The organism is Phycisphaerae bacterium, assembly GCA_028714855.1.
Taxonomy (GTDB): domain Bacteria; phylum Planctomycetota; class Phycisphaerae; order Sedimentisphaerales; family Anaerobacaceae; genus CAIYOL01.
In genome coordinates, this window is record JAQTLP010000003.1 from 211,104 (window position 1) to 237,318 (window position 26,215).

The window sequence follows — 26,215 nt, forward strand, 5'->3', positions numbered from 1 at the left end:
CTGGTCTTTCAAACTTTATCGTAACTGATTCACGTTTTGCGACTCTTTTGCAGAACAGAGTCTCGGCTACCTATTTCGCCAAGACTCCAATGTTTTCTCAGACTCTTTCCCGTCTTTATTCTCTCCCTTTTTTCCTGTCAACCTTTCTTTAATGCGCTGACAGAGTAATAACTGCTCCGCCATCCCAAAAGCGGTCATTATTCCAAAAACACCCTGATAAAACAACCAGTTTTGACAAATCCTGCTGACAGGCGCAGCGCCTTTATACAATAATAGCAGTATCATCCCTGCAAAAATAAACATCGTCCCCAGCACCGCACAGCAAAAAGCCAAAGTTAAACGCCGCCGTGCAAACCCGACCGCCAAAAAAAATACTGCAACCACCTCCATTATTGCCCAGTTGTACGCCGGCATCTGCGAAAAAATCTGCCCTGTCTCGGCGGCAAAATCTGCTATGTATCTTTTCGCAACCTCTACACTTAGTTTAGTGTTGAGAGACATTCTTATGTTTTCCGATTCATATCCGAGATTATATCTTGCATCATCAATATCATTGTTCGGCTTGGCCAAAACGGTAAAGCAGAGAATTGCCGCCAAAACCCCGGCCAGTATTGCGATGAATATCTTTTCAAGCCATATTGCGATAACTGCTGTCAGGGCCGCCAAAGCCGTAGCTGTCACAATATTTCGGCCGCTTATAAAAAATCCACAAATACCGCCGCTGACTGCGCCAACAGTTGCCGCCAGCACCCTTTTGAACCCCAGCCCGCCCAGCCAAAGAAACAGGCCAAGCAGAACGCATAGTAATCCCGGCCCGATTAAAACTATCGGGCTGAACCACACTGCTATTCGTTCTAATTGTCGGGCAATTTCGAGCATATCCTCTTCACAAGCCGTGCAAACACAATCCCACACCTGTTAGGCTCAATAGGAGCGGAACAAACCTTTTACTCATTTAATTATCGGCCTAAAGGTACAATTTCCGTTAGAAGGACGAAAGATTAAGAGTAAATTGCTGAAAAAGCCCAGGTTCGCCCCCGTAATATGTACAAGACAATTCTAATGCGGATGAGAGGAGTCGAACCTCCACGAGCGTAAGCTCACAGGCACCTGAAGCCTGCGCGTCTGCCAGTTCCGCCACATCCGCGACAAACATCTATATTAGCTTTTTTCGCCAGATAGTCAAGGTTTTGTCATAATTTGCCAGGCTGGACGAAACAATTGAAAATTTTCAAAAATTTTTCATTTTTTTTCTTGCAATCTCTACAACTGTAGAGTAAGCTCGTAACAATTAAAGAAAAAGGAGTTTTTTATGGCAAAGAAAAAATATGACCTCACTGAAGGTGAATGGGCCATTATTCAGGCCGTATGGGACAACCAGCCCTGTGCGGCTCCGACCGTGCAGGAAGTGCTCCAGAGCGAAAAGGCCTGGACCTACAGCACTGTCAAGACAATGATGGACCGTATGGTCGCCAAAGGGCTGCTCAAAACTGAAAGAATTCGAAACCTTATTCTCTACAGCGCCGCTGTCACCAGGAAGGAAGCACAGCACAGCGAAATTATGCGTGCGGTAAAAAGGGCTTTCGACGGCGCTCTCACTCCGATGATGCAGTTCCTGCTCGATAACAACAAGCTCTCTAAAGACCAGTTGGCCGAGCTGGAAACAATAATAAAAAGTAAAAGGGTGGAAGCAAAAAAATAGAAGGCTAATAATATCTTAATAAGCGGAGAACCTGTTATGCATGCGATTTTAGAACAAATTAATTCTGCCGGACTTGTATTTGTTAAATTCGCTCTGCCGATGCTGGTTCAGTCCAGCATCTTAATAGTGGTTTTGCTTCTTGCTGATTGTCTGCTGCGAAAAAAAGTGCGGGCGGTCTTTCGATATTGGCTCTGGATGCTGGTGCTTCTAAAACTGATTCTGCCGACTACCCTGTCATCGCCCGTAAGTCTCGGCTCCTGGTTCGGTGACAAACTGGCACCTGTTAAGCTCAGCGAAATGAGCGCTCCGGCAGAATCTGTAAAATTGCCGCAGATGATAAATATGAAAACTGTTGCAGCAGCAACAGTCACGCCTCAAATAGACGTCAGGCCGATAGTAACAAGCCCGCCGGTTGCCGCAACACTATTGGTATCGCCGGCGCCGCTCTCCTGGCAGGGCATCGTGTTTTTGATTTGGGCCGCTGTAGTTGCGGCGATGGGATTATTACTGCTGCAGCGAGCAGTCTTTGTTATCGGCCTTGTCGCGCAGTCCCAAAATCCCCCCCAATTGATGAATGATGCCTTTCAATTTTGCCGCGGACAAATGGGAACCAAAAGCAAAATCGGTTTAAAGGTATCTGCCAATACCGCCAGCCCTGCTGTATGCGGGTTGTTCAGGCCTGTAATTTTGGTGCCGCAGAATTTAGCCCCGACTCTTGGCTCAAGCCGCCTTAGGATGGTTTTTCTGCACGAGCTTGCGCATATCAGGCGAGGCGATTTGTGGATAAATCTGGTACAGACCATTTTGCAGATTATTTATTTCTACAACCCCCTTCTCTGGCTGGCAAATTTCATAATCCGCAGGATTCGCGAGCAGGCCGTTGATGAAGCCGTTCTGGTGGCTATGGGTGCCAACGCCCCACAGTATCCGCAAACGCTCGTGGACGTTGCAAAACTGGCGTTTAGCCGCCCGGTACTGTCCCTGCGTCTTATTGGTGTTGTGGAATCAAAAAGCGCATTAAAAAGCAGGATTGAACGTATGTTGAACCGACCAATACCAAAATCCGCAAAGCTTGGAATCCTCGGCCTGATTGCACTTTTTGTCTTCGCTGTAGTCTTGCTGCCGATGGCAAAATCAAAACCCAAGCCGCCTGAATTTGTCATCAAAGGCACTGTTACTGATGCCGATACTGGCCGGCCGGTTGCAGGCGCAAAAGTAGGTGATGAGCGATACGCCGAAGGCAAACAATGGACTACTACCGATGCTAATGGTTATTACTCTTATAGTACCTGGTACGAAGAGCACAACATAAAATGCGAGGCGCCTGGCTATAAAACACAGAACAAATTGCTGTACACAAAGCTCTTAGGCTCAGAAAAAGAAAAAGTCTTGGATTTCGACCTTGAACATTCAAATAGTCCGCAGAACACTGTCGAAGGTAAAAAACAGCAGTCCCAGGATATAAACGCAAAGAAAAAGGAGATTCTTGAAAAGTTGGTAGTGCTTGATGAACATCGAAACCGTTTTCAAAGGGATTTGGATGCGACTGAAAGAGCGTTAGGAGAGGTCCGCGACAGATGGGCTATCACTGACTTTGAAGAGCACAATTATCCGCCTCCAATCGTTGAAAGGCTAAATCGCCTGCAGAAGGAGCAGGATGATTGTGCCCTGGAAATCAGCCAAGTCAAAGCCAGGGTGGAAAATCTTAAGGCTGGCACGCACACTGAACAAGACCAGAAATATCTTAAAGATACAGAAAACCTTTTGGTTGAGTTGCAGGCCAAGTTTGACGCGCTAGAGAAAATGCGAACCGAAGCTGCACTACGAAAAAGAGAGATCGACCTTGCACGCATACAGTATAAACAGCGAGCGGCCATAAGAGATGAGAGATTACAGCGGTACAACGAGACTAAAGCACAGATTGAAAAATTGAGGCTGATGTATGATAACCCGCAGGTATTCGATGCACAGATTGAAGTCGAAGAGAAAAGCAAAGCGGCTTCCGGTACAATCGATGTTGTCGTTGAGGATTTCAGAATCAACCCTTATCCGGCCGGCGGACTTTACACCGTTACCGTGGCTATTCGCAACAAGGGTTCGCAGGAAGCTCCTCCTTTCCGGCTGAATTTCTATCAAGGTGACCCTGCGAACAACCTCGACCTGCATGGCAAACCGCAGACAGGCTGGCATGGAGCAGGTCCCATAAAGCCCGGGGACGTTTGGAATGAAAGTTCTTCGCCTTTCGCCCTGAAAGAGGGCTCAAATGAAATAGCTGTGGTTCTCGATACAGACCAAAGTGTTCCCGAATCGGACGAGACAAACAACCGTGCATTTATGAGGATTATTGTAAAAAACGGGAAGATCGCAGAAAATGCAGTTTTTCATTCTACACAGCAGAGACCGAAATAAAAGACCGCTACGGGAAAAAGAGCGAAGCTGAAGTGCAATACTTACGATGGATACTGCTTGCAGCAGGTCAGGCGGTAGCTTGGGCCATACTTCTTTGACTGTTTGCCGGTAAGCGGCCCTCAAAACGCTTCTTCGCATCCCCGATAAGGTAGAAGCTGCCCGTAATGCAAATCAAATCCTCTTTGCTCACAGCGCTTCTTGCAAGCTGCAGAGCTTCACCCAGACTTGTGGCGCTTTGGCACATCTTGCCGCATATCTCGGTATACATATCCGCCAAATCGTCCGGCGACATCGCTTTCGCCGAGCTGCTACGCGTGAATATCACCTTATCCGCTCCATACTGCAATTTATCCAGCATCCCTACAACATCTTTGTCGCTGTTGCAGCCGAAGATTATCACCATAGAATCGTAAGTAATATTCTGGCCTATCGCATGTATCAGCGCCTGGACGCTTGCGGCATTGTGAGCGCCGTCAATCATAATTCTCGGGTCATCACAAATCATCTCCATTCGACCGGCTAACCAGACTTTTCCAAGCCCTTCAATCGCCTTTGCATTATCTATTTCGTAGCCGATTGATTTAAGTTTATCCAGCATAGCCAGCGCCAAACCGCAGTTGATGGCCTGATGTTTACCGTGCAGCGGCACACGAAGGTGTTCGAAGCTGCTCGTCGGCGTTGTAAGACAGACTCTCATATGAGGCCCGTACTCACGTGAATTTTCAAACCGATACGAGAAATCGATATCATGGCCCGCAACACTCAGAGGCGCCTTAACGGCTGTCGCATGCGACTTTAAAACCTCCAATGCCTCCGGTTCCTGTTGAACAGTTATTGCTGGAACGCCGCGCTTGAAAATCCCGGCCTTCTCCTTGGCAATGCTGTCGAGAGTTTTGCCGAGCTGCTGCTGATGGTCAATGCTCAAGCTTGTTATGCCAACCACTTCAGGCTTAATTACGTTGGTGCTGTCCAATCGGCCGCCTAATCCGGTTTCAATTACGGCTATATCCACCTTCATATCCGCAAAATACATAAATGCCAAGGCCGTCATTATCTCAAAGAAGGTTGGGGCCTCCGTCTTTGCCATCTTCTCTATAGGGGCATAAATGCGATTCATCAGGCCCAGCATTTCACGCTCGCTAATCATTTTCGAATTGACTGCAATCCGCTCATGGAGGTGCACCACGTGCGGAGATGTGTATAGACCTACATTATAATCATTCGCTTCTAACATTTTCGCCAGCATTGTCGCTGTTGAGCCTTTTCCTTTTGTGCCGGCTATATGGGCGGTTGCGATTTTTTTGTGCGGCTTGCCTACCAGAGAAAGCAGTTTTTCCATCCTGTCGAGGCTAAAAGTCGTAACGTTATACCGCAGACCCGTTTCCTTTTCGTAGTCTGTCCGCGCAAAAAGGTAGCTTATGGCCTCTTTGTAGCTCTTAAAGGCCTTTTTGGATTCGACTTTGGCGATTTTTGATGCGCGCTTCTTCGCCCGTTTCTTTCCGGCTGTTTTCACTGACTTTGGCATAAAAAATTCATAATAGCAGTTATAATCACATCAGTCAATTTTAATATGCGAAACAAGCCAAAAACCGTATAATTACGGGGCGTAAAACAATGGCCAATCATCACATAACATACGACCGATAAAAAGGTTACATAAAAATACCAATTCCATACTAATTATCGTTCCAGAAAATTTATCCATCAGCAAAGCTAAATATATAATTAGACTTGCTTATAGTAAGATGCTTTTCAGGGTAGATTTTTACTCTGTTTAGTACTGTTATTTGGCCTTTTTTGTTCAATTTTTCGCATCAAACGCGCAAGTTGGCGTTTTGAAGCGGGTAGAAAGTGGTAGAAATTGCTAAAGATGGGTAAAAATGCGCGCAAAAGTGAGACAAAATGCGCATAAATTGTCAGAAATTGCAGTGAATTTTTTACCCCCCTGCGCAAATTGTTCGAAGCGAACAAGTCGCGGAAAATTTCAAAAAACAAGCGACAATCCCTCGACTTTGCTCGGGACAGGATTTCAAATAATTTCCAATCACCAATATACAATCTGCCAGAGGCGGATAAAAATTCAAAACTAAAAATTGAGTGGGGGTTGTCTGAATTAACGGTGACATTTTGAGATTGCGGGAAATTTGTGAATGGGTTAGAATGGGGGGTAATGGAAAAGAGATTTTTGCGGCGATAATATTGAATTTTTACGGAGCGATGGCGGAGTAAAATCAATACGACCTTTTAAGTAATTCCAATTATGCATTACGATCTCGCTCCCATTCGTTATATATGAAAGACAAGTCTGAATCAGTTATCAGTTTTGTCTTAACTTCGTTCTGAAGTTTAATTAATTTCGAGAGGATTATCTTACGTCCTTGAATTGTAATTGGCCCCGGACCTTTCATGCCGTTACGTCTTTTCTTACGTCTGTATCTGGGATTGTCGCGAAAACTGCTGAGCCAATCACGGAATCGAAGGTAAGGTTCGAGTTGAATGTATCCTCGTTTTATTAAGTCTTCTGCAGATTTATCCTTTCGAACAACAGTACAAACCCAACACCCCATTCTGTAACCATTGGATTTACTCATGTCATATTCGCATTTGCCGTTTATACCATATATTTTAGCAAGTCTAGAATAAAATCTACTGCCGAAAATAGAGCCGTTCGATAAACAACTCCAGACATCTGCACAGGAATAGTTGAATATCGGACAATAGTATAAGCGGTGATATGAGTCATAGTATCTTAGGTAGTTTCTACCCTTAATATATTTTTCTATAGTGCGGTCTCGTTGATGGCTTTCACCTTTCCGAATGCCAAGAACTGTAATTGCATTGGTGAGTTCGTTCTTAGCACAAAAATCTCGTACAGGGTTCACCCTAAGTTTATCTGTACACCATCTAAATCTATTTGTTGGAGGAGGACATCCCCTTCCAATTACCTTTATCCAAAAACGATTTTTCCTCTCTGGCCTAAGTATGTGAGTTGATATAGGTAGACCATTTCGCTTAGAAAAATCATTAACTTGCCTAAAAGCATATCTAACAAAACTAATAACAAGAGGATTTTCTACTCCAGTATCACAGAAGATAATATAAACCAACCTATGATGGTCTGTGGTATTAGCCATGGCCTCCACTAATAGGTTTAATACCGCAGAAGAATCCTTGCCTCCACTATATGCCAACAACCAAGGAGAAGTTTCTTTCATATACTCAACTTTAATCTTTGCGATGGTTCTCGCGTGCATACTACTGTGCATAGTTATTTTCAATAAGTCTTCCTAAAGCCAACCTAAGTTCATCATGAAGATTAGTTGTAATGAAATCGATTTGAGAGTTCGAATAATATAAGTGTTTGTTTGTAGTCTTCGGCAATAATAAGAAGTAAGAGAAAACAAATATAATTACAGAAAGAACAAGCAAGGTTAGATAGTAATAGCTGAAAATAAATATACATAGAGCTAAATACAGGAGGAAAGCAAAAATACTAATAACACAAGCATCAGCAAAACTTGATAAAAACACACCATTGAATCGTACGTTGTTCGACTTCTCCTTTAATGATGGATTTGTATCAACAAATCCGTAGAATATCTCAATTATATTGTCGTCTTCCTTAAGTGCGTTAGAATAAGATGATATATCTGGATGGTTATCGAATTTAGATACAAGCCTGTGTCGTATGTTTCTTTGTATAGTTTCTATAGGTTTTTTGAAAAAGATATTTCGCAATCCAATTGGGTGGTATATAGCTCCTAATATAATAGGAATTATATAGAATATGAAGCTCTTTTTTGATAGGTCAATACCTTGAAGTTTATTACTCAACTCTAATAAGTCCTTACTCTGAACAGTCAGTATTACGACCAGAATCATGCATCCAGGAATTATCAAGCGAAGCAATCTAAGTGTTTTAATGCTCATTTGGTTCCCCTATAAAAAGATTCTTCACAAATAAGTATTGGCTATAACCCGTTTTGTATTTCATATGTACAAAATAACAAGAGAAATCGCTTTTTCATAGGGATTCAGTATAGCAGGGAGGAAATAGAATGTCAATGTCAACTCTTTCGTGGTAAGGGGGAAGGCGCAGTTCTGCCGGATGCCCGCGAGTCGGAAACGAACAGTGAGTATGCGCAAGCATACGAGAAAAACAATATCCGAGCAGGAGGCGGGACAAGCACCCCCAAGGCGTGGCTTGGGGGCTAAACGAAAAGGAGAACCCCCGGCACAGTCCGGTGGCTAAACATAGACGAGGACCCCGTCATTGTCCCGATAAAGGACATCGTGACGAAGTGACGGGGCTAAATATAATAGAGATTGCCGCGATGCGCTCGCAATGACAAATTGAAGGCCAGATCCCTCCGCTTCGGTCGGGATGACAAGTTTTTTTTGAAAGAATTGTTGGCGTGGTGGTCGATGGTTTGGTATTAGGCGGGTATATAATTATGATAACACGAACTACTCTACTTGTTTTTTGTATTTTCATGAGCATCTCTTGTGCCACAGCGCAGAAATCGAGTAACAGCAAACAATGGACATTTAATCCGGCAAAAGACATATTATCACTTCACTATGACCACGCACCGGACAGAGACGATGGACACAGCGCAGCAGCGGACAGGACCATCCTTCAGTCTATCTATGGAAAAAAGTGGATAGCAGAGCACGTTATAGCTGTCTCCGGAGCGTATGGTAAAAACGGCAAAGATTTTAACCAGAACTCCGATGCTGTTATGGATGCAGCATGGAACGATTGCGGGGGCTGGCTTGCAGCTCACAGCCGGCGTGAAGCTGTGGTGGCCGAACTGGCAAGCAGATGGGGCAGAACGCTGGAGGCGGGAGGCGATGTGTGGATTAAGGAAGGCGGACAGTCCGATTTAACGGCGGCTGTCGTCGCAAGAATCATCGAACAAATGCCTAATGTGGATACGACAGCGAGAATCCATACCGTCCAGCACAGCGACTGGAACGAGAAGCAGACAACCGAGGCCGCTTTAAGATATACAAGAAGGAACACACATTACGTGCTGCTAAAGGACGCGAATGCCTATCTTAATGTGCGGGGCGGTGATGACGCTTTTATCGCGGCGGCAACGGGACACCCTGAATTTGGAGCTGTATGGAAAGCTGCTTTTGCCTATTACAATCCAAAGGAAAGACTTGATTTTTCTGATACAGGCGAGCTTATGTATATTCTGGAACTGGGAGAGATGGGCTTCGATGAATTCAGAGAACATTACCTCAAATAAAGTTTGAAATTTTAAAAGATATTTCTGTTTTTATTCGGAGCAGTTTTTATTCGGAGCAGGGGGCGGGACAAGTAATTCAATTACCCCCAGCGAAGCTGAGGGCTAACCAATAATGAAATCCCCTGCCGCAAGCGGCAGGGCTAAACGAGATTGACCGCTCGCTCATATCGACGGCGAGTTTGTATCGGAGGAGGGGACAGATGGTTCCCAGCGGACTTTGTCCGCTCCTAAAAGCATTCCAGTAGCGTAAGCCAGGTCAATCTGCGCTATCTGGTATTCGGTCAGGGATTTTATCTCGGAGCTTTGGGCGTTGGCGAATTTCGCCTGGGCGTCGAGGACGTCGGTCGAGGTGCGAATGCCGACTTCGAATTGTCTTTTCTCGGCTTCATACAACCTGCCGGCAAGAATTGCGTTTTGACGGCTGGCAAGGATGCTCTGCCAGTTCGAATCGAGCTGGTCGATAGCGGCGAGCACCTCTTTTTCTACCAACGTCCCGCGGTTTTCCTTACTGAGCAGGCGCTGTCTTCTCTGATAGACCGCCTGCAGCACGCGGCTCTTAGCCGCTTCATTACCCAGAGGAATCACCACTTTCAACCCCCCTACGTGGTCTCTGAAATTCATATCGGTCATCATATCATAAGCATCGCTCCTTGTTTCCCCGAGGCCGTTGAGCCGATACGTATAATCCAGCGTAACAAGAGGCAGCGCCTGATTCTTGTAATAATCGACGGAACTGATGTCCTGCGCGATTTGCAGCTCCAGCTCGAGCATCTCCATCCGGTTCTCTATGGCTATGGCCGTCAATCGCGGCCTGTCGAGTTCATAAAGCACAGGGTCAGGCTCGGTCGTCGGCACGAGCGCCGTCGGAGTACCCATCGTCAATCCCGATTCGTTCATTATTTGTTTCAGCTCGCGCTCCCTGTTACGCAGCTCATTTTCGGCGATGATGATATTCTGCAGGCGCTCCGCGACACCGGCCTCGGAACGAACGACCTCGACTTCCGCCCTTTCGCCCACTTCGACCATTCTCCGGGTTTGCTTGAGCTGGGCCTGGGCAAGCTCGTATTCTTTTTTGCGGACTTCAAGCTCGCGTCTTGCCGCATAAAGCCGCCAGTACCCGCGGTCGGCGTTGGCGAGAACCCGTATCACCTCGAGCTTTGTCTGCGCATCGGTTATCTGCCTCTGGTATTCGAGTATCCTTATCGAATGGGTGTTTGTCCTTTTGCCCGCATCGCGCAGCAGCGGCTGGCTTATCGAAAGCGAACTCGCAGGAGAGTAGCTTGTGGAATCCGTTCTGGTCCATTCATCGGCAACATCAAATTTCAGCTTCCCGCCGGTCCGCAGCGGCACCTCAACTCCGAGGTCAACGTTCGTGCTCTCTGTATGAGCCAGGCCCGGCTGCCTTGTGTCACTGTAAGTGAGGTTCGAGAAAAACGACGCTTCAAACTTCGCCTCTTCCTCGCTTACTTTCTGAGCCGCGATTGCAGGCGCTATCAACTGGACCTTCAAATCCAAATTATTCGCAAGCGTCATCGCCCTGCACTGTTCCAGGCTCAGCCCAACCTCGCTCCGCGGGGGCGTATCGGCCTCGATGGGCATATTCACATCCGGGAGCAGCTCGCTGCCATCGGGCTTCGGGGCTAATTTCAGCGTCTGGACCTGACGAGTTTGCTCAGGCGCAGGCTTTATAGTGTAGAACTGCTCCTCGCCAGCAAACTCCTCGCACCCTGCCAGAAAAACCGACACGCCCAGCACAATCGCAAAAATAAAACTTTTCACCACCACGCTCCTACTCATGTCTCAACGCCTCAATCGGGTCTAATCTTGCCGCCTTTATCGCCGGGAACATCCCGAAAGTTATCCCTACTATCCCGCAGAAACCAAACGACAGCACCACCGCCCACAAGGGAATGTGGGACAGATTCATCATCTTGTTAATCGAGCAGATTCCCATCGTCAGCAGTTTTCCCAGTCCCAGCCCGATTATTCCGCCGATGAAACACAGCACAATCGACTCCACCAGAAACTGCGTCAGTATCGCGCTTCTTTTAGCTCCAATCGCTTTCCGCAATCCTATCTCTCTTGTTCTTTCCGATACCGAGACAAGCATAATATTCATAATCCCCACCCCTCCGACAATAAGCGATATACCTACGACACCGCCTGCCACGAGCGTTATCACCTGTGAAAGCTGGTTGAACTGCTGCATAGCTGATTGCATCGATTCGGCGCCGAAGGTGTCCGGCTCGCCGGGGCTCAACGCGGGCCTTCGGGCCTGCCGCATAAAGAATTTTATTTCCGTCACCGCTTCTCCACTAACCTCCGGTGAGTTGCTCGTTGCCATCACATATATATGCGGCCGCTTGTCGCCTAATTTCAAAAATGCATTGTAGGGGATATACATCTCGTAACCCTCGGTTCTGTTTCCCACGTCTATAACCGCAAAGTCAGGTCGCGGTTCTATCACCCCGATAACCATATAACTCCGTCCTCTTACAGTTACCATTTCACCTATGCAGTCCCTGTTCATTCTGAGCGCATCTCGCAATTTCGATTCTATGTAACAAACAAAGCGTCCTTCACTCTGGTCAATCTCCGAAAAAGGCCTGCCCATAATCACCGGCCGGTTCGCTATCTCCTCCCATCCCACATCCACACCCAGAAGCTGCACCCCCTCTACCGAATTTTCCTCATAATGCCCAATCAGGCGGTGGTACACTGACGAAATACGGGTATACTTAGCTACCGATGGACAATGCTCCAAAAGCCCATCGAACTCGTCAGGCCAGAATCTAAGCTCCCACCACGTTATGTCCTTCTTAGGACCGGTATCAGGTCTCTGGAACCACACCCATATTGTCTTTGCGCCGAAAGTTTCGAGGTCTGAAAGCACCTTTGACTTCAGACCGGTCAGTGACGCTATCACAGCCGTTATCGAAGCGACGGCAATTACAATCCCGGTCGTGGTCAAAACAGACCGTCCCTTCTTCGCCCATATCTGGCCTATTGCCAGGAAGCTGCTCTGATACAGCAGCCGCAGAAAAAATATCGGCGCCAGCAGCAGACCAATTACATATTTCAATATTCCTCTACTCATGTCTCAAAGCCTCTATCGGGTCCAGCCTCATCGCCTTTATTGCCGGTATCATTCCAAAAATTATCCCCACTATCCCGCAAAAACTAAAAGACAGCACTATGGCCCACAACGGCAAATTCGCTCTCCCAAGCACCTCGTTTTTGGATATCGCGCCTACAACCATTGTCAGTAATTTACCCAACCCAAGCCCAATCAGCCCGCCGAAGAAGCAAAGGATAAGCGACTCCACGAGAAACTGCGTCAGTATCGCTTTTTTCTTTGCGCCGACTGCCTTGCGCAGCCCGATTTCTCTGGTCCTCTCCGAAACAGAAACAAGCATAATATTCATAATCCCGATTCCGCCCACCAGAAGCGAGATACCGGCAACGCCGCCTGCGACCAGCGTCATCATCGTCGATATTCTATTGAATTGATCGACTCTCGACTGGACTGACTGAACGGTAAACGTGTCCGGCTCTCCCGGGCCTAACCGCGGCTTCCGCATCCGGCGCATAAAGAATTTTATCTCCGATTCCGACTCCGCCGACAATTCCGTCGATATGCTCTCAGCCATAGCATACATATGAGGACGTCTGTCACCGGTTAATTTCAAACACGTCCTGAACGGTATAAACATCTCCAGACCTTGTCCGCCTCCTGTCCATCTCGCCGTCTGTTCGGGTACTATATCCACCACCCCTATTATCACGAAACTTTTCCCGCCTACCAATATCACCTCGCCTGTGCAGTCTTTGTCCAGACCAAGCTTGTCCCTCAGCGCCACGTCTATAAAGCACACCTGTCGTGCCTCACTATCGTCGAGCTTCGAGAAAGGTCTGCCGATTATCACCGGCCGATCCACTATCTGCTCGGCGCCGGGTTCTATTCCAGTAACATTCACCCCTTCTACCGCCTTGCCGCCGTACCTTACTACGAATGGAGTATAAAAATCGCGAGGCGCAATTCGTGAAAACCTCACAAGCGACTTGCATCTATCCATTATGCCCTCGAATTCTTCCGGCCAAAAACGTAAATTCCACCAATCTATGTTTCGCTTGGGGCCGGTACTCGGCGTCTGGTGACGTATCCAGATAGTTCTGGCGCCCCATTTCTCAAAATCCGCAAGAGTCTGGGTCTTAAGCCCGGTGAGCAGCGATATTACCGTTGTTATCGATGCTACGCCTATCACTATCCCTATTGTTGTCAGAATCGAACGCGTCTTCTTCGCCCATATCTGGCCAACCGCCAGGTAACCGCTCTGGTAAAGCAGCTGTAAAAAAAGTATCGGTGCGCTCAGCAGCTTTTTCATACTTATATCTCTTTCGACTTTGCCCCGGCTGAAGCGTTTGCGGCCCTATCCTGGTCAATCGGCATATCGCTGCAAATCCTGCCGTCCTTCATTCTGACAATCCTCTTGGCGTGTCCGGCCACGTCCTCCTCGTGCGTTACAAGAATTATCGTCTGTCCCTGCTGGTAAAGCTGGTCGAAAAGCTCCATTATGCTCTTTGTCGTCTTGCTGTCCAGATTGCCGGTCGGCTCATCGGCAAGAAGCACATCCGGCTCACATACCAGCGCCCTCGCTATCGCCACTCGCTGTTTTTCTCCGCCCGAAAGCTGGTTCGGCTTGTGTGTCCCTCTGTCCGCCAGTCCTACCCTCTGGAGAGACTTCTTCGCCTTTGCTGCTCGTCCGAGCCATCCCGACCTCGAATATATCAGGGGAATCTCGACGTTTTTAATGGCGTTCATTTGCGGTAAAAGCTCGAATGACTGAAACACAAAGCCAATCCGCTCATTGCGTATCCTGGCCAGCCCCGAGTCCTCCATCTCCGTTACATCTTCCCCGCCGAACTTGTAGCTGCCTTCGGTGGGTTTGTCCAGGCATCCCAAAACGTTCATAAGGGTGCTCTTGCCTGAACCAGAATGGCCCATCACCGCAAGGTATTCGTTTGCCCGAATTTCCAGATTCACTCCGTCAAGCGCGTGTATTTCGTCCACCCCTACACGGTAAATCCGCTTCACCCCCCGCAGCTGAATAATAACTCCATTATTATCACTTGCTCGCCGGCTCATTGCTGTCACTCTTGCCTTTCTCGGCTTTGTTTTTTTCTTCTTCCTTCTTCTTGGCCTCAACTTCGCGCTCATCCTGTACGGGCTGGTCGTGCTTCAGATTCTCCAGCGCCTTGTAAGGCCCAACAATGACCTTGTCGCCTTCCTTAAGTCCTGACTCGATAATCGTACACATCAGGTCGCTTCTGCCCATCTTTACCGGCGCAACGACCGCTTTGCCATCCACGAATTTATAAACTACCGTTACAAACGTCTTGTTTTTGTCCACCTCGCTGTTTTTGTCCCGTATATCCAGCGGCAAATCGTCCACCTGTCTTGCCAGAATCGCCTGGCTGGGGACTTTCAGAATGTCCGCGTGTTTTCGCGTCTTAATATCGACGTGCCCGGTCAGCCCCGTATAAAGCTTCGATACGTTCGGGTCGTTGTCTAAAAGTATCTCTGTGCGGTAGTATCTTGTTCCCGTGTTGTTCATGCGGTGTTTGAGCGCTATTTCCTTGACCTTACCCGTGAACACGGTGTTGCCGAACGCCAGTATGGTCGCCGACGCGTCCTGCCCCACCTCCAGGCTTCCTACGTCCGCCTCGTCAATCTCGGCCACCGCCAGCATATGCGACAGGTCTGAAACCTCCATTATCACCGTTCCGGGATTGTTCATCGTCCCAGTCATAACCATTTCGCCCACCTTTGCGTTGACGCGCGTCACCACGCCGTTTATCGGCGACGTTATAATTGTGTAGCTGAGCATCTCCTGCGCTTCTGCGATCCTCGCATCGGCTGCGTCCAGATTATGTCTCAATACGACCAAATTTCGCCGGGCCGCCTCCGTGGTGTGTTTGGAGCTCTCATTTTGTGCGCGAAGCGTCTCCACCTTGTATTTTACCTGGTCGTAATCGGCCTTGCTGATGTCATGCGTCTCATACAACCCCTGCTTTCTTTTGAGGTCATTTTCCGCCTGCTCTAACGATGCCGCAAGTGCCGTAATATCGGCCTTGCATCCCTCAATCCTCTCCTTCTCCACTTCTATCTGTGCCTCCTGGGCATCCCGGCTTGCCTGTGCTATTCGCAACTGGCTCTCCATATCCTTAGCATCAAGCTTAATCAGAAGTGAAGCCGGTATTGGCGGATTGGCATTCGGGTCGCCGCAGGTAACTATGTCCCCCTCGTCGTACGGCATATCAATGATTCGCGCAGATACCCTTGCGCTGAGCTGGACTACTTCATTCGGCTCAATCTCGCACAGGGCGCCGATTTCCTCCGTAAGCTCTCCGCGTTTTACCTCTTCGACCCGGACCACCTCGCCAGGGTCCTTTTTGTTGCGGTGCTTTTTTACCATTACGCCGACAACTGTAAGCACAATCGCCGCAATAACAATTATGATAATCCACTTTCGTCTTTTCTTCACAACACTGCCTCTCACGTGAAAACCCGCTTTCCTCCCTGTTTTTGGCCGCAAATTCCTTCCTTGATATGAACCTTATATTATACCTCAAATGTTACCGTTTTATTACCGTTTTGCCCTTTTTTGGTGATTTTTTCGCCAAAAACACGCTTTTCGTCCGTTTATAACGATTTTATCGCCCTAAACAGCAGCCTACGATAAACAAAAGCCGCAGGTTCTGGTTTCGGCAGATAAACTCTGAATAGACCCTCTTCTGTTTTTGACGCAAAAGTAAAGAAAACTTTTTGAAAATCCTGCGTTTTTCACTTGACAGATAACCCGGGGCAGGTACACTTATGTGAAAGCGATTTTGGAGGAAATAAATGTTCTTAATAATGAGCGGCAGCACAGACACAATCCGCCCGCCTTTAATGAAAGGTCATTCCTATGTCTAAAAAAAACCGTTCTATAACCTTAGTCTTTGTCGTCCTGCTGGCATCTGCGGCCATCGGCCTTCTGTTATCTGCGGCCGTGGCCAAAGTTTCCGCCGATACCTCGGCCAGGGTCGAGCAGGCAAAGTCGAATATCATTTCCTTCATCAAGGATGGCAATTACATCGAGGCCCAGTCGCAAACTCAGAAACTGCTCGCTGATTTTCCCGCAAATTCAGCTCTGCCGGAGACCCTTTATGACATAGCGGAAAATTTCCGATGGTACGGCTCATCCGATAGAGATAAAGATAAATATGAACGTGCGGGGAAAGTTTATCGGCAAATAATCACAAACTACCCTGACAGCCCCTTCGCAAGTAAGGCACAGTTAGGTATTGCAAAGACAAAAGTCTTGTCTCTGGTCGTTGTACAAGACTTCAATTCGGCAGACCTGGCCCTTAATGAGATGGTAGCCGCTTTCCAGAATCATCCTAATTTGGCAGATGAGCTATACTGGATAGGGCGCGCTTTCGGGTATTGGGAAAGACACGAAGAGGAAAAAGACGCGTATCAGCGAATAATTCAAAATTACCCTGATAACCAATATGCAGACAGGGCGCAATTGGGTTTTGCAAAGGCAAACGTTCAGTCTCTCATTATGTCGAAGGATTACGATGGTGCCGAAGAAGCCCTTGACAAGATGGTTGCGGATTTCCCCGAACACCCTGACTTGCCCGAGTCGCTTTACTGGATTGCAGAAAGGTACGCCTGGGCAGACAGGTACGGAGAGGCGGAGAGAATCCATCAGGAAATAATAGAAGACTTCCCTGACAGTTCATTTGCGGACAAGGCGAGATTGGGCTTTTCAAAGGCGGAAGTTTTATCTCTTATTAGTCGTAAGGAATATGAAAAGGGCGAAAAAGCCTTCGATAAGCTATTTACCGATTTTGAAGGCCACCCTGACTTGCCGAGGGCGGTATTAGCAATAGGCGAACAATGCAGCAAGCAGGGGCTTTCGAAGGAAAATGAAGACCTTGCACAGGCCGAAGCCCTTTTTGATATGTCCGACAAGGCCATTGGCAGACTCATTGCAGATTTTCCTAAATATCCTGATTTGCCGGAGTCGCTTTACTGGATTGCTGAAAGATACAACTGGGAAGGCAGATTTAATGACTCAAAAAGTCTCTATCAGCAGATAATACAAAACTATCCTGATAGTCCTTTCTCAAGCAAAGCAAAGACAGGTCTCTCAAAGGCAAATGCCTTGTCTTTGGTGTTGTCGCAGGACCAAGTCCAGGCCAGCGAGGCTCTTGAGAAAATAGTTGATGATTTCAATGACAATCCGAATTTGCTCAAAGACGTCCTTAAAAGAGCATTGAAAGCACGCTATAAACTGGCATGTTCGCGACAGCAGAAGGAAGGCACTAATGAGCAGGTGAAAGAGGGATTCCGAAATGCAAAATCGATAGCAGAAATGATAGAAAAAACATTTCCAGATTCCGCTGCCGACTTACCGGAGGCGCATCTTTATATAGCATACTGCGATTATCAACTGGGTGAAAATGCAAAGGCGGCGGAATCCTGTCAGAAAATGATTAGTGATTGGCCTGATTATGAGTACATTCACTATGCCCAGATATTAATAGCCGGCTCTTATGAGAAATTAGCAGAATCGGGTGTTGTTCCAACATCAGAAGCGGACTATCAAATAGAGCAGGCTTTGCTATCAGTTATTGAAAAGGAAACAAAAATCGACAGAGAATCGATTGCACGTGCCTTGCTGGGATTGGGTCGGTGGTATGTAAAGATGGGCGAAAAAGACTTAGCCGCAAGTTTCTATGAGGAATTCATAATGAGAATGGATGACCCGAATAACCCCGATGCGCTGGCCGCAAAGGCCGAACTTGAAAAATTAAGGTAAAAGGAAGGATGTAAGCCTTATGAACAAAAAAACGAGGATATTGATGTTCGTGCTGGCTATCAGTTTGCTTTTCACATGGCTATTTAAGTTTTTTGCTCAGGAAGATATCAGCTGGGGATTCAATATCATCGAGATTGCGAAAGCCTGTACATCGCCTCCACCACCTCCACCACCACCGCCACCTCCACCGCCACCTCCTCCGCCACCACCACCCCCGCCGCCTCCTGGTTGCGGGCAAGATGGTTGTTGGCCCGTATTTAATTGTGGGGCGAATATGATATGTTTAGAAGACATGTGTTTTTGTGATTATGATAACTGCTACGATTGCAACTACACGACCCATGCCTGTGACAGCAAGTGTAAGCCGGAAAATTGTGAAGAATGCGATGGCCACGGCCGCTGCAAATCAAAATGCGACCCCGATACCCAATGCTGCAATAATGGTACATGTGTAAATAAATGTAATCCGACCGGAGCTCCTTGTCCACACGACACACCTAATATACAGGCAGGATGCCAACGTCAAAGTCCAGATGACCACAGATGCTTTCCTGACCAGGAAGGCAAAACTTGTCTTTGGGATGTGGTGTACGAACACACTTCCAGCGCTAAATGCGCTGATTGTGCTCCGGGTTGTAGCAAAGTTGTTGATAGTGAACAGCCCTATTGTGCTTTTTATAGAGCAGCAACCTGTAGAAACGTCTGGTTCTACGGTTGTATGTGCGCTTTTGATGAGGATGGGCCAACATATGGAAGCGGTAGCCATGAAAAGTGCAATTAATCGATAACAGATATAGTTGGGAAAACCACTTTTTAGTAAAAAAAGAAAGGTATGCATTATGGTCAATAGAGTTTTTTCAGATAGCCAACAATTTAACCCTATTTCAATCAAACTCCGCCTGTGTGGGACGCTGATATTTAACTTGTTTTTTCCCCTCGTTTTGTTGAGTTTATCGTCAGTTCTTAAAGGCGAGAACCCAAAATCTGCCCTATCGGTGCAGGAACTCAAAGAGCTGGCACCTCTAATCAAAGTTGCTGAAAGAAAGCCGCAGAATATAAAAATTGATGCAGAGTCATGGGTGGAGACGAAAGCCGATTTTTACGACCCATGTGAGCCGTGGCTGCGGACGCCAATTTATAAATCATATACTACTTGGGTTGATGGCGGACCTAAAGGTAAGGTCAGAGTCGATATGCACAGAGAGGTTACTAAATGGATAAACGGCTCAGCTCCATATGGAGAAGAGATATACTCTATGTCTTTTGATGGCCAACACGGAAGGTACGTCCAAGCCAAAAAAGGAGAAATTCTCCCCGATAAACCCAAACGCATAGGATATGACGCAGGAACACATTGGTCGTTGCCCTTTTTTGATGGCGAAATATATAAATTTTCTAAGTGCTTTGAGTTGGCCAGCGATCCTAATTCTGAGGCCGCAACTGAACTTGAATTTACTTTTGAAGAATTTGAAGGGGCAGAGTGCATTAAAATAAGGTCAAGATTATACGATGTTACATATTGGCTTGACCCATCCCATGGATTTGCGTTACGAGGTTACAAATCTATCGCTAAGTACCCAGACAACCACGAAGAGCTTATAAAACTTGTAAAAGTAACCAAATTGAAAGAGGTTTCACATGGCGTATGGTGGCCGGTGGAAGTTGTTACTGTATCAAAGCCTTATCAAGATGGAGAACCGTGGCGGAGGTTTGTCTATCGCGCTTCTAATGTCGTTGCAAACAATCCTAATTTTGATGAGAGCATATTTACTGTTCCTTTCCCCAAAGGTTACAGAGTCGAAGACAAAATTACCGGCAAGAATTATGTAGTCGATGCGAACCTCGCCTTAATCCCGGAGCCGAATAATCCGCCGAAATAACGGCGGATTAAATAATTTGTTCTTCGTGCTAGAGAGGAGAGACTTTGCCTTCGGCGGAGGTTTTCTGAGAACTTTTACAAGTTAATAAGGGAAAGTTGGCTTCAGCATACTGGCAATGGCTGGTTCTCCTACTTGTCCTTCTTGCGAGTATTGGGATCCGTATTTGCACCGGTGTAGATCAATAGAGTGCGGCACCTGCCAATCTTGCGTGAGCGGCAGCTGTCGATTATGCGGCGGTAATCCTGACAAATTCTGCTGCTGTAACTCCTGCGTGCCGAAGGGCCAATGTCTAAGCTGCGTTGGCGGCGGCTGCAAAGAATGCGGCGGCGATCTTAACCAGCGCTGTTGCGGCGGCACATGCTATAATATTAAAACTCATAACTGCTGCCCCGGCGTAACTAAAAATTATATATGTAACCTATATGAAAAATGCTGCTACGGCTCCTGCTGCGACCCGAATCAGTGCGAGGATTGTAACAAAACGTCTGGCGCTTGTGAAAGCAGGTGTAAGCCGGAAATATGCCAAAAATGCGACGGTGAGGGAAACTGCATATCAAAATGCGACCCGGCCGATTGCGAAACTTGTGTGGACGGCGAATGTGTATCATCTTGCGATTCTGCTGATTGCAAAGAATGCGACGGTGAGGGAAACTGCATATCAAAATGCGGAGCGGGTGATGAATGCTGTGATGGCTCATGCGTCAAGAAATGTGAACTTTTAGAAAATAAAGGTTTGTGTACCGGAGAACCCGTGTATTGCCCGTATCGGTGCGATGTTTGTTGTGATGGTTATTACAAAATAAATTATACAGGCAATTCCTTTAATTCTTGCATAGAGCAGGGATGTCCGGGAGATTGTCAGGATGACGTTAGGCCTATATGCTACACAAGAACTATGTGTAGTCGATGGGAACTTCCCGGAATGGCATGTTATGGCTCTCTTTGCCTTGCAGCTCCAGAAGGGGTAGGAGTATGTTATGTATGTATGCATGGACAATATCCTGTAGAAAATATTTATGCTCCATATAATAAAAAGTGTGGACAGTGAAAAATTACTAAGATAAAAATACAGAAGAAAGGGTATGGATAAATATGAAAGATATGATAACGAAAATAAGCATATGTGTCGCATTAATTTTTACGGCGCATGGTTTGGCAATAGCGCAAGGTGAAGAATTCCAGTCAGTTGTGCCAGAAAGAATTCCCGGTATCCTAAGAAGCATATCAAAACAAACAAAAGAAAACTTTGAGAAAATACATACTTGGCAGGGAGAACTGGATTGTTCAAGATATTATGTCTTGAAAGGAGGCATTGCAAAAGAGACCTTCGAGACAATGACAGATGCAAATGGTCCCTGCCCTAATGAGGTGGCAGAAATTACTGAAGCTATAATAGTATTCAAATGCGATTTAAATAAGGGGCTGTGGTATGTAAAACGTTCCCGAGAAGCTCCGACACGTTATATCGACCCGGCGACTAATAAAGACCTTGGGACAAAGTCACTACCCAGCAGCAGCAGCGAAATCATAACAAAAGAGTATCAATACAATGCCCAGCCAGACGCATATAATAGAAACGATGAAGTTGCACAGCGCAAGGCAGTTAAAACAAAAAAAGAAGAACCGTTATACAAATGGCGCCAGCCTGAGTATTTGCCAAGATATATATTTGATATCGATTCTCAAGTGTGGGATAGATATCCTAACTATGCGAAGATTTCAGAAGAAAAAGGGAAATTCGAATATAGCGGCTTAACAATGAAAGCAGAGCAACGGACTTTGTCCGGCGATTTGCAATATCGAATACACGAACCATTTATAATGAACACTCTTAATATCAAGGGCTGGTTAATAAATACTTTTTCCGAGAAAGCCGGTTATAACATAATTGATTCGGAAAGGATAACCGCTGACGGGAAATTAATGTTGCGAAAAAGCACGGAATATCAAAAAGTTAACGGTGTGTACGTGCCTATAAGAGATACAAAAGACACATATGATCACAACAGAGATTTTAGTTTGCAAATCCATGAAGAGGGTGTTTTTAAAAATATTTTTATAAATGATACTATCCCGGAAGAGATTTTCACATACAAAAATCTCGGCTTGAAAAACGGAGACGAGTTCATCGACAAAATCGCAGGCAAGGAATATAAATACGAAGATGCCAATCTCGTCTTCGTCTCTGATTTACCAGACAAGTCTAAATAAAAAAAGGAATCCGATATAAATGAGCCGAATAAGTAGTTTGTCGGCTCGCCACTGGACGAAATAGATATGTTGTTGCTGCCGAGGCCGCAACGAGGAAACATACAGCGGATATGCCGAAGGCATACCAGTGGAAGAGTATCCGAGCAGAAGGCAGCAACAACGGGAGGATATCCACTTCAATGATTGCTACTTACGAAGCCAGAGGCTTCGGCAGACTGGCAATGGCCGGCTCTCCTTCTTGTCCCTGTTGTAAGCAGTGGAGTACTTACTGGCACGATTGTGTACCCGTAGGCTGCGGCGGCAACTCATGCTTAGTGACCGTGGGCTGCAATTGCTGTGCGCTCTGCGGCGGGAACCCTAACAAGTGCTGTCCGGATATTCCTGCATGGGCATGCGTAGACAAGTGCGGCGGCAGTGGAGGCCCCTGCTGCGTAGCTGAGAGGAAAGACTGCTGTCCCGGCACAAGTAGTAATACTTGCTGTACTCCTGCGGTGGAGAAGTGCTGTAACGGCCATTGCTATAATGAGGATACGCAGGGCTGCTGCGGCGGAGAAGTTTATAACAAGGCGACGCAGGGCTGCTGCGGTGGGCAGGTTTATGATAAAACAACGAAGAAATGCTGTTACAGCACCCCAGTATACTACGTGACTGACATTAACTACGAATGTTGCGGCTGGAGGGGCTGCGACCCAGCTATCTGCGAAAGTTGTGTCGATGTGGGTTTAAGCATGAACGTGTGCGAAGTCTGCGGCGGAGACACAAACCAAAAATGCTGCGATGGGGTATGTACACCCAAATGCAAAATTGTTGATGGCCCAACAGATTGCTGGGGTGTGGAACTTGGTTGCAGTTGCGCATCTGAGGTAGGAGAATGCGCTCCTCCATCATCAAGAATGGTTTGGTCAGGGTTTACTGAAAAAATATGTAATCCACGAGGATGTGTGGGCGACTGCCATGATGATACGGATTGGTGCTCAAGAACGTATCGGTGTATAAAAACTGCTCTTTATACACCGTGTGCAATATGCACAAATCTGGTTGAGGGGTCAATTCCTCCCTACTATGGCCTCATTTATCACTGCTACGGCGTTGAGCCTGCTCAGAACAAGTGTTATTCATGCAGCGAGGTTGGAGGGGCACTGATAGGCGAAACCAGAATAGAAAATGATTCTTGCAATTAGAAAATTTCCAAAGTTTTGTCTTATATAAAAAATATTCGAGTTTGTATAATCTTTGAAAAGGAGCAAAGTCATGGCTAATAATGCAAGATGCTTTTTAGCAGTTCTATCCATTGCAATGATTTGCAGCGTGAATTGTCCTGCAAGAGAAGATGGTGGGGATTACACAATTGTTGAGCCAAATGAGATTCCCGGTATTTTATCTATAATAGCGTCTTCTATCCAAGGCAATTTTGAAAAAATAAAAACCTGGCAAGGCTGGATTACAGATGTAAGTGTCACTTCAGTTAGAGGTGAACTCGCAGGGGAATTGCTTAAAAAAGCATCCAAAGATGTTGACCCTAATAATCTGCCTGATGAAATTCAAGTGATACATAATAGTAGAACCGAATATAAAATTAATGTCGCAAACAACCATTTTTCCAGTTTGTCCGACCGAACGGAACCACCTGCATATCTTGACCCGAAGAACAGCAAAATTTATCCGTTGGACTGGGGACCAGGGGAGCGAATCTTTCTTATAACATCCGACTATAAAACGGAAATAACTGCTGCGAGCTGGGGGACAAAAGACAAAGTAATCTCCAGCAGGATGGCGGTGAAAGAACCGCCCGGTGGTGTCCACAAACTCGACCCGAGAAAAGTATTTTATTTTGGTGAAAAAACATTTTGGCGAGCATTACGGAATATATTGCAAAATATTCAGACACCTGACATCGAACATTATGGCGTGGTCATAAAAAAGAGAGTTGCGGGCGATAATACAACATATCGCTTAGAGATTTCCGACTCTGGCAAGAAACTTTTGAGTACGCACATTTTTAGCAGTGAAATGGGATTTAACCAAACATATTTTGAAACCTATTTTGATGACGGCTCATTGAGGTCTAAAAAAACAATTGAATTTACCAAGGTTCAAAATGTGTTCTTGCCAAAAAAATGGGAAGGAGCAGTATATTTTAGGGACGGCGGATTAGACTGGCAAGAGGATTGCACAATTGAAAATCAGCAAATCAACATGCCTATTCCAGACAACACATTTTCAGAACTAACCTACCTGAACAGCGGCGACAAAGTTAGAGATAAAATCACAAACAAGGATTTCGAATACAAAAATGGCGCTCTCGTTGAGTTAGTAAAAAAACCATCCCCAAAATAAGACTGTATGGACGTCGAATGCATAGTTTGTCGACTCGCGACTGGATGAAATGGATGCGTTGTTGCTGCCGATATGCCCTAACTGCTGTTGTTTCCGTAGGCCGCAATGAGGAACGTTAGTATTACGCAACGGCGAAGCCGCGAAGTAAAATGGAAAGAGAGCCGAACAGGAGGACGCAACAGCAAGCTGTTAAAAAATGAAGAAGAGAAGAATTGACGTTATGGCTAAGAATACAAAATGCTTTTTAATAGTTTTATCTTTTGCAATGACTTGCGTTTTGAACGGTCTTTCGAATGCGGACGATACCGACTTCAAAACTGTGGACTCTAATAAAATTCCAAGAATCCTGTCTATGCTGGCGTCCACCACACAAGCCAACTTCGAGAAAATACATACCTGGCAGGGAGAACTGGATTGTTCAAGATATTATGTCTTTAAAGGGGACATTGCAAAGGAGACCTTCGAGACATCAACAGACGCCAATGGCTCCTGCCCTAATGAAGTGGCAGAAATTACTGAAAATAGAATAGTATTTAAATGCGACTTAGATAAGGGGCTGTGGCATGTAAAACGTTCCAGAGAAGCTCCGTCACGTTATATCGACCCGGCTACTAATAAAGACCTTGGAACAAAGTCACTACCAAGCAGCAGCAGCGAAATCACAACAAAAGAGTATCAATACAATGCCCAGCCAGACGCATATAATAGAAACGATGAAGTTGCACGGCGCAAGGCGGTCAAAACAAAGATAGATGGATCATTATACCAAGGCCGCCAACCTAATTATCTGCCAAGATATATATTCGATATCGATTCTCAAGCGTGGAATGGATATCCTAAAGATGCGAACATTATAGAAGAAAAAGGAAAATACGTAATTAGCGGATTAGAAATGAAGGCAGAGCAACGGATTTTGTCCGGCGATTTGCAATATCGTATATATGAACCATTTGAAACAAACGCTTTTAATATAAAGAAGGGCTGGTTCATAAATACTTTTTCCGAGAAAGCCGGTTTCAACATAATTGATAGGGAAATGATGACCGCTGACGGGAAATTAATGTTGCGAAAAAGCACGGAATATCAAAAGGTTAACGGTGTGTACGTGCCTATAAGATATACAAAAGACAGATATGATTTTAACAGTGATTTTAGCCTGCGTGAACATGAAGAAGGTGTTTTTAAAAACATTTTTATAAATGATACTATCTTGGAAGAGACTTTCACATATAAAAATCTCGGCTTGCAAAATGGCGACAAGTTCATCGATGAAATCGCAGGCAAGGAATGTAAGTACCAAGATGCCAATCTTGTCTTTGTCGCAGATGTAAACAAATAGTTCATTCTCCGTTGTTAAAGAGGGGGTAGGTTTTCACCCTTGGCTCAGGTTTTCTGAAAACTTTTACAAGTTAATAAGGCTGCGACGGCAATCCTACCAAATGCTGTATAAATGGTGAATGTGTAGACAAATGTGAGGGAGATGGAGAATGTTGCCCCGAGGGTTTGTCTTGTTGTGGTACTCAATGCTATGATCCTTCGACGCAG

The 26,215-nt window shown here is 46.1% G+C and carries 20 protein-coding genes and 1 tRNA gene; 11 read left to right on the plus strand and 10 right to left on the minus strand.

Features of this window, described 5'->3' with window-relative positions; translation table 11 throughout:
* Positions 1–66 precede the first annotated feature (66 nt).
* Together PHG53_03900 and PHG53_03905 are read right to left on the minus strand one after the other, a co-directional pair.
* Positions 67–915 carry a hypothetical protein gene (locus PHG53_03900; protein MDD5380769.1) on the minus strand — a complete coding sequence of 283 codons (849 nt, stop codon included), beginning with the start codon at positions 913–915 and terminating at the stop codon, positions 67–69.
* Positions 916–1,063: 148 nt separating this feature from the next.
* Positions 1,064–1,147, minus strand: a tRNA-Leu gene (locus tag PHG53_03905).
* A 165-nt stretch (positions 1,148–1,312) separates the two neighbouring features.
* Here PHG53_03905 and PHG53_03910 point away from each other — a divergent pair.
* Both PHG53_03910 and PHG53_03915 read left to right on the plus strand, forming a co-directional pair.
* Positions 1,313–1,702, plus strand: a complete 390-nt coding sequence (locus tag PHG53_03910) for a BlaI/MecI/CopY family transcriptional regulator (GenBank protein ID MDD5380770.1) — start codon at positions 1,313–1,315, stop codon at positions 1,700–1,702.
* A 36-nt stretch (positions 1,703–1,738) separates the two neighbouring features.
* Complete coding sequence (locus PHG53_03915; GenBank protein ID MDD5380771.1) at positions 1,739–4,111, plus strand: M56 family metallopeptidase; 2,373 nt, start codon at positions 1,739–1,741, stop codon at positions 4,109–4,111.
* Positions 4,112–4,178: 67 nt separating this feature from the next.
* Here PHG53_03915 and PHG53_03920 read toward each other — a convergent pair whose 3' ends face one another.
* From PHG53_03920 to PHG53_03930, 3 genes are all read right to left on the minus strand, one after another.
* Positions 4,179–5,636, minus strand: coding sequence for a bifunctional folylpolyglutamate synthase/dihydrofolate synthase (locus PHG53_03920; protein ID MDD5380772.1), 1,458 nt, complete (start codon positions 5,634–5,636; stop codon positions 4,179–4,181).
* 733 nt (positions 5,637–6,369) lie between these two features.
* Positions 6,370–7,389, minus strand: coding sequence for a phosphoadenosine phosphosulfate reductase family protein (locus PHG53_03925; GenBank protein MDD5380773.1), 1,020 nt, complete (start codon positions 7,387–7,389; stop codon positions 6,370–6,372).
* Complete coding sequence (locus tag PHG53_03930; protein MDD5380774.1) at positions 7,367–8,041, minus strand: hypothetical protein; 675 nt, start codon at positions 8,039–8,041, stop codon at positions 7,367–7,369. Before PHG53_03930 ends, PHG53_03925 begins: the two co-directional genes overlap by 23 nt.
* Positions 8,042–8,565: 524 nt before the next feature.
* Between PHG53_03930 and PHG53_03935 the strand changes: the two genes are divergently transcribed.
* Positions 8,566–9,369, plus strand: a complete 804-nt coding sequence (locus PHG53_03935; protein ID MDD5380775.1) for a hypothetical protein — start codon at positions 8,566–8,568, stop codon at positions 9,367–9,369.
* A 162-nt stretch (positions 9,370–9,531) separates the two neighbouring features.
* Here the strand turns inward: PHG53_03935 and PHG53_03940 are convergent, their stop codons facing one another.
* From PHG53_03940 to PHG53_03960, 5 genes are read right to left on the minus strand one after another with little or no spacing between them, the layout of a single operon-like run.
* Complete coding sequence (locus PHG53_03940) at positions 9,532–11,166, minus strand: TolC family protein (protein ID MDD5380776.1); 1,635 nt, start codon at positions 11,164–11,166, stop codon at positions 9,532–9,534.
* On the minus strand, positions 11,159–12,466 hold the full coding sequence (locus PHG53_03945; GenBank protein MDD5380777.1) for an ABC transporter permease: 1,308 nt from the start codon (positions 12,464–12,466) through the stop codon (positions 11,159–11,161). The genes PHG53_03940 and PHG53_03945 overlap by 8 nt, the downstream gene beginning before the upstream one ends.
* On the minus strand, positions 12,459–13,754 hold the full coding sequence (locus PHG53_03950) for an ABC transporter permease (protein ID MDD5380778.1): 1,296 nt from the start codon (positions 13,752–13,754) through the stop codon (positions 12,459–12,461). Before PHG53_03950 ends, PHG53_03945 begins: the two co-directional genes overlap by 8 nt.
* A 2-nt stretch (positions 13,755–13,756) precedes the next feature.
* Complete coding sequence (locus tag PHG53_03955; protein MDD5380779.1) at positions 13,757–14,515, minus strand: ABC transporter ATP-binding protein; 759 nt, start codon at positions 14,513–14,515, stop codon at positions 13,757–13,759.
* Entirely contained in the window at positions 14,496–15,914 is a 1,419-nt protein-coding gene (locus PHG53_03960; protein ID MDD5380780.1) for an efflux RND transporter periplasmic adaptor subunit, read from the minus strand. The genes PHG53_03955 and PHG53_03960 overlap by 20 nt, the downstream gene beginning before the upstream one ends.
* Positions 15,915–16,337: 423 nt before the next feature.
* Here PHG53_03960 and PHG53_03965 point away from each other — a divergent pair, with 423 nt between their 5' ends.
* The 8 genes from PHG53_03965 to PHG53_04000 all read left to right on the plus strand — a co-directional run bounded on the left by PHG53_03965 (position 16,338) and on the right by PHG53_04000 (position 26,009).
* The gene (locus tag PHG53_03965) at positions 16,338–18,242 is read left to right on the plus strand and encodes a tetratricopeptide repeat protein (GenBank protein ID MDD5380781.1); all 1,905 of its coding nucleotides are present in this window, start codon (positions 16,338–16,340) and stop codon (positions 18,240–18,242) included.
* Positions 18,243–18,261: 19 nt separating this feature from the next.
* On the plus strand, positions 18,262–19,023 hold the full coding sequence (locus PHG53_03970) for a hypothetical protein (protein ID MDD5380782.1): 762 nt from the start codon (positions 18,262–18,264) through the stop codon (positions 19,021–19,023).
* Positions 19,024–19,081: 58 nt separating this feature from the next.
* Positions 19,082–20,122, plus strand: a complete 1,041-nt coding sequence (locus PHG53_03975; protein MDD5380783.1) for a hypothetical protein — start codon at positions 19,082–19,084, stop codon at positions 20,120–20,122.
* A gap of 422 nt (positions 20,123–20,544) precedes the next feature.
* Entirely contained in the window at positions 20,545–20,844 is a 300-nt protein-coding gene (locus tag PHG53_03980) for a hypothetical protein (protein MDD5380784.1), read from the plus strand.
* A gap of 370 nt (positions 20,845–21,214) precedes the next feature.
* Positions 21,215–22,333, plus strand: coding sequence for a hypothetical protein (locus PHG53_03985; protein ID MDD5380785.1), 1,119 nt, complete (start codon positions 21,215–21,217; stop codon positions 22,331–22,333).
* Positions 22,334–22,443: 110 nt separating this feature from the next.
* On the plus strand, positions 22,444–23,514 hold the full coding sequence (locus PHG53_03990) for a hypothetical protein (protein MDD5380786.1): 1,071 nt from the start codon (positions 22,444–22,446) through the stop codon (positions 23,512–23,514).
* A 70-nt stretch (positions 23,515–23,584) separates the two neighbouring features.
* Positions 23,585–24,670: a hypothetical protein gene (locus PHG53_03995; protein MDD5380787.1), complete on the plus strand. Its 1,086-nt coding sequence runs from the start codon at positions 23,585–23,587 to the stop codon at positions 24,668–24,670.
* Positions 24,671–24,866: 196 nt separating this feature from the next.
* The gene (locus PHG53_04000; GenBank protein MDD5380788.1) at positions 24,867–26,009 is read left to right on the plus strand and encodes a hypothetical protein; all 1,143 of its coding nucleotides are present in this window, start codon (positions 24,867–24,869) and stop codon (positions 26,007–26,009) included.
* Positions 26,010–26,215: the final 206 nt, after the last annotated feature.

Bases quoted from the DNA above. Each gene is read 5' to 3' on its own strand.
- PHG53_03945 (MDD5380777.1), bottom strand. From the start codon at position 12,466: ATGAGTAGAGGAATATTGAAATATGTAATTGGTCTGCTGCTGGCGCCG.
- PHG53_03950 (MDD5380778.1), bottom strand. From the start codon at position 13,754: ATGAAAAAGCTGCTGAGCGCACCGATACTTTTTTTACAGCTGCTTTAC.
- PHG53_03985 (MDD5380785.1), top strand. From the start codon at position 21,215: ATGAAAGATATGATAACGAAAATAAGCATATGTGTCGCATTAATTTTT.
- PHG53_03970 (MDD5380782.1), top strand. From the start codon at position 18,262: ATGAACAAAAAAACGAGGATATTGATGTTCGTGCTGGCTATCAGTTTG.
- PHG53_03975 (MDD5380783.1), top strand. From the start codon at position 19,082: ATGGTCAATAGAGTTTTTTCAGATAGCCAACAATTTAACCCTATTTCA.
- PHG53_03935 (MDD5380775.1), top strand. From the start codon at position 8,566: ATGATAACACGAACTACTCTACTTGTTTTTTGTATTTTCATGAGCATC.
- PHG53_03995 (MDD5380787.1), top strand. From the start codon at position 23,585: ATGGCTAATAATGCAAGATGCTTTTTAGCAGTTCTATCCATTGCAATG.
- PHG53_03955 (MDD5380779.1), bottom strand. From the start codon at position 14,515: ATGAGCCGGCGAGCAAGTGATAATAATGGAGTTATTATTCAGCTGCGG.
- PHG53_03990 (MDD5380786.1), top strand. From the start codon at position 22,444: ATGCCGAAGGCATACCAGTGGAAGAGTATCCGAGCAGAAGGCAGCAAC.
- PHG53_03920 (MDD5380772.1), bottom strand. From the start codon at position 5,636: ATGCCAAAGTCAGTGAAAACAGCCGGAAAGAAACGGGCGAAGAAGCGC.
- PHG53_03980 (MDD5380784.1), top strand. From the start codon at position 20,545: ATGAAAAATGCTGCTACGGCTCCTGCTGCGACCCGAATCAGTGCGAGG.
- PHG53_03930 (MDD5380774.1), bottom strand. From the start codon at position 8,041: ATGAGCATTAAAACACTTAGATTGCTTCGCTTGATAATTCCTGGATGC.
- PHG53_03915 (MDD5380771.1), top strand. From the start codon at position 1,739: ATGCATGCGATTTTAGAACAAATTAATTCTGCCGGACTTGTATTTGTT.
- PHG53_03965 (MDD5380781.1), top strand. From the start codon at position 16,338: ATGTCTAAAAAAAACCGTTCTATAACCTTAGTCTTTGTCGTCCTGCTG.
- PHG53_03910 (MDD5380770.1), top strand. From the start codon at position 1,313: ATGGCAAAGAAAAAATATGACCTCACTGAAGGTGAATGGGCCATTATT.
- PHG53_03940 (MDD5380776.1), bottom strand. From the start codon at position 11,166: ATGAGTAGGAGCGTGGTGGTGAAAAGTTTTATTTTTGCGATTGTGCTG.
- PHG53_04000 (MDD5380788.1), top strand. From the start codon at position 24,867: ATGAAGAAGAGAAGAATTGACGTTATGGCTAAGAATACAAAATGCTTT.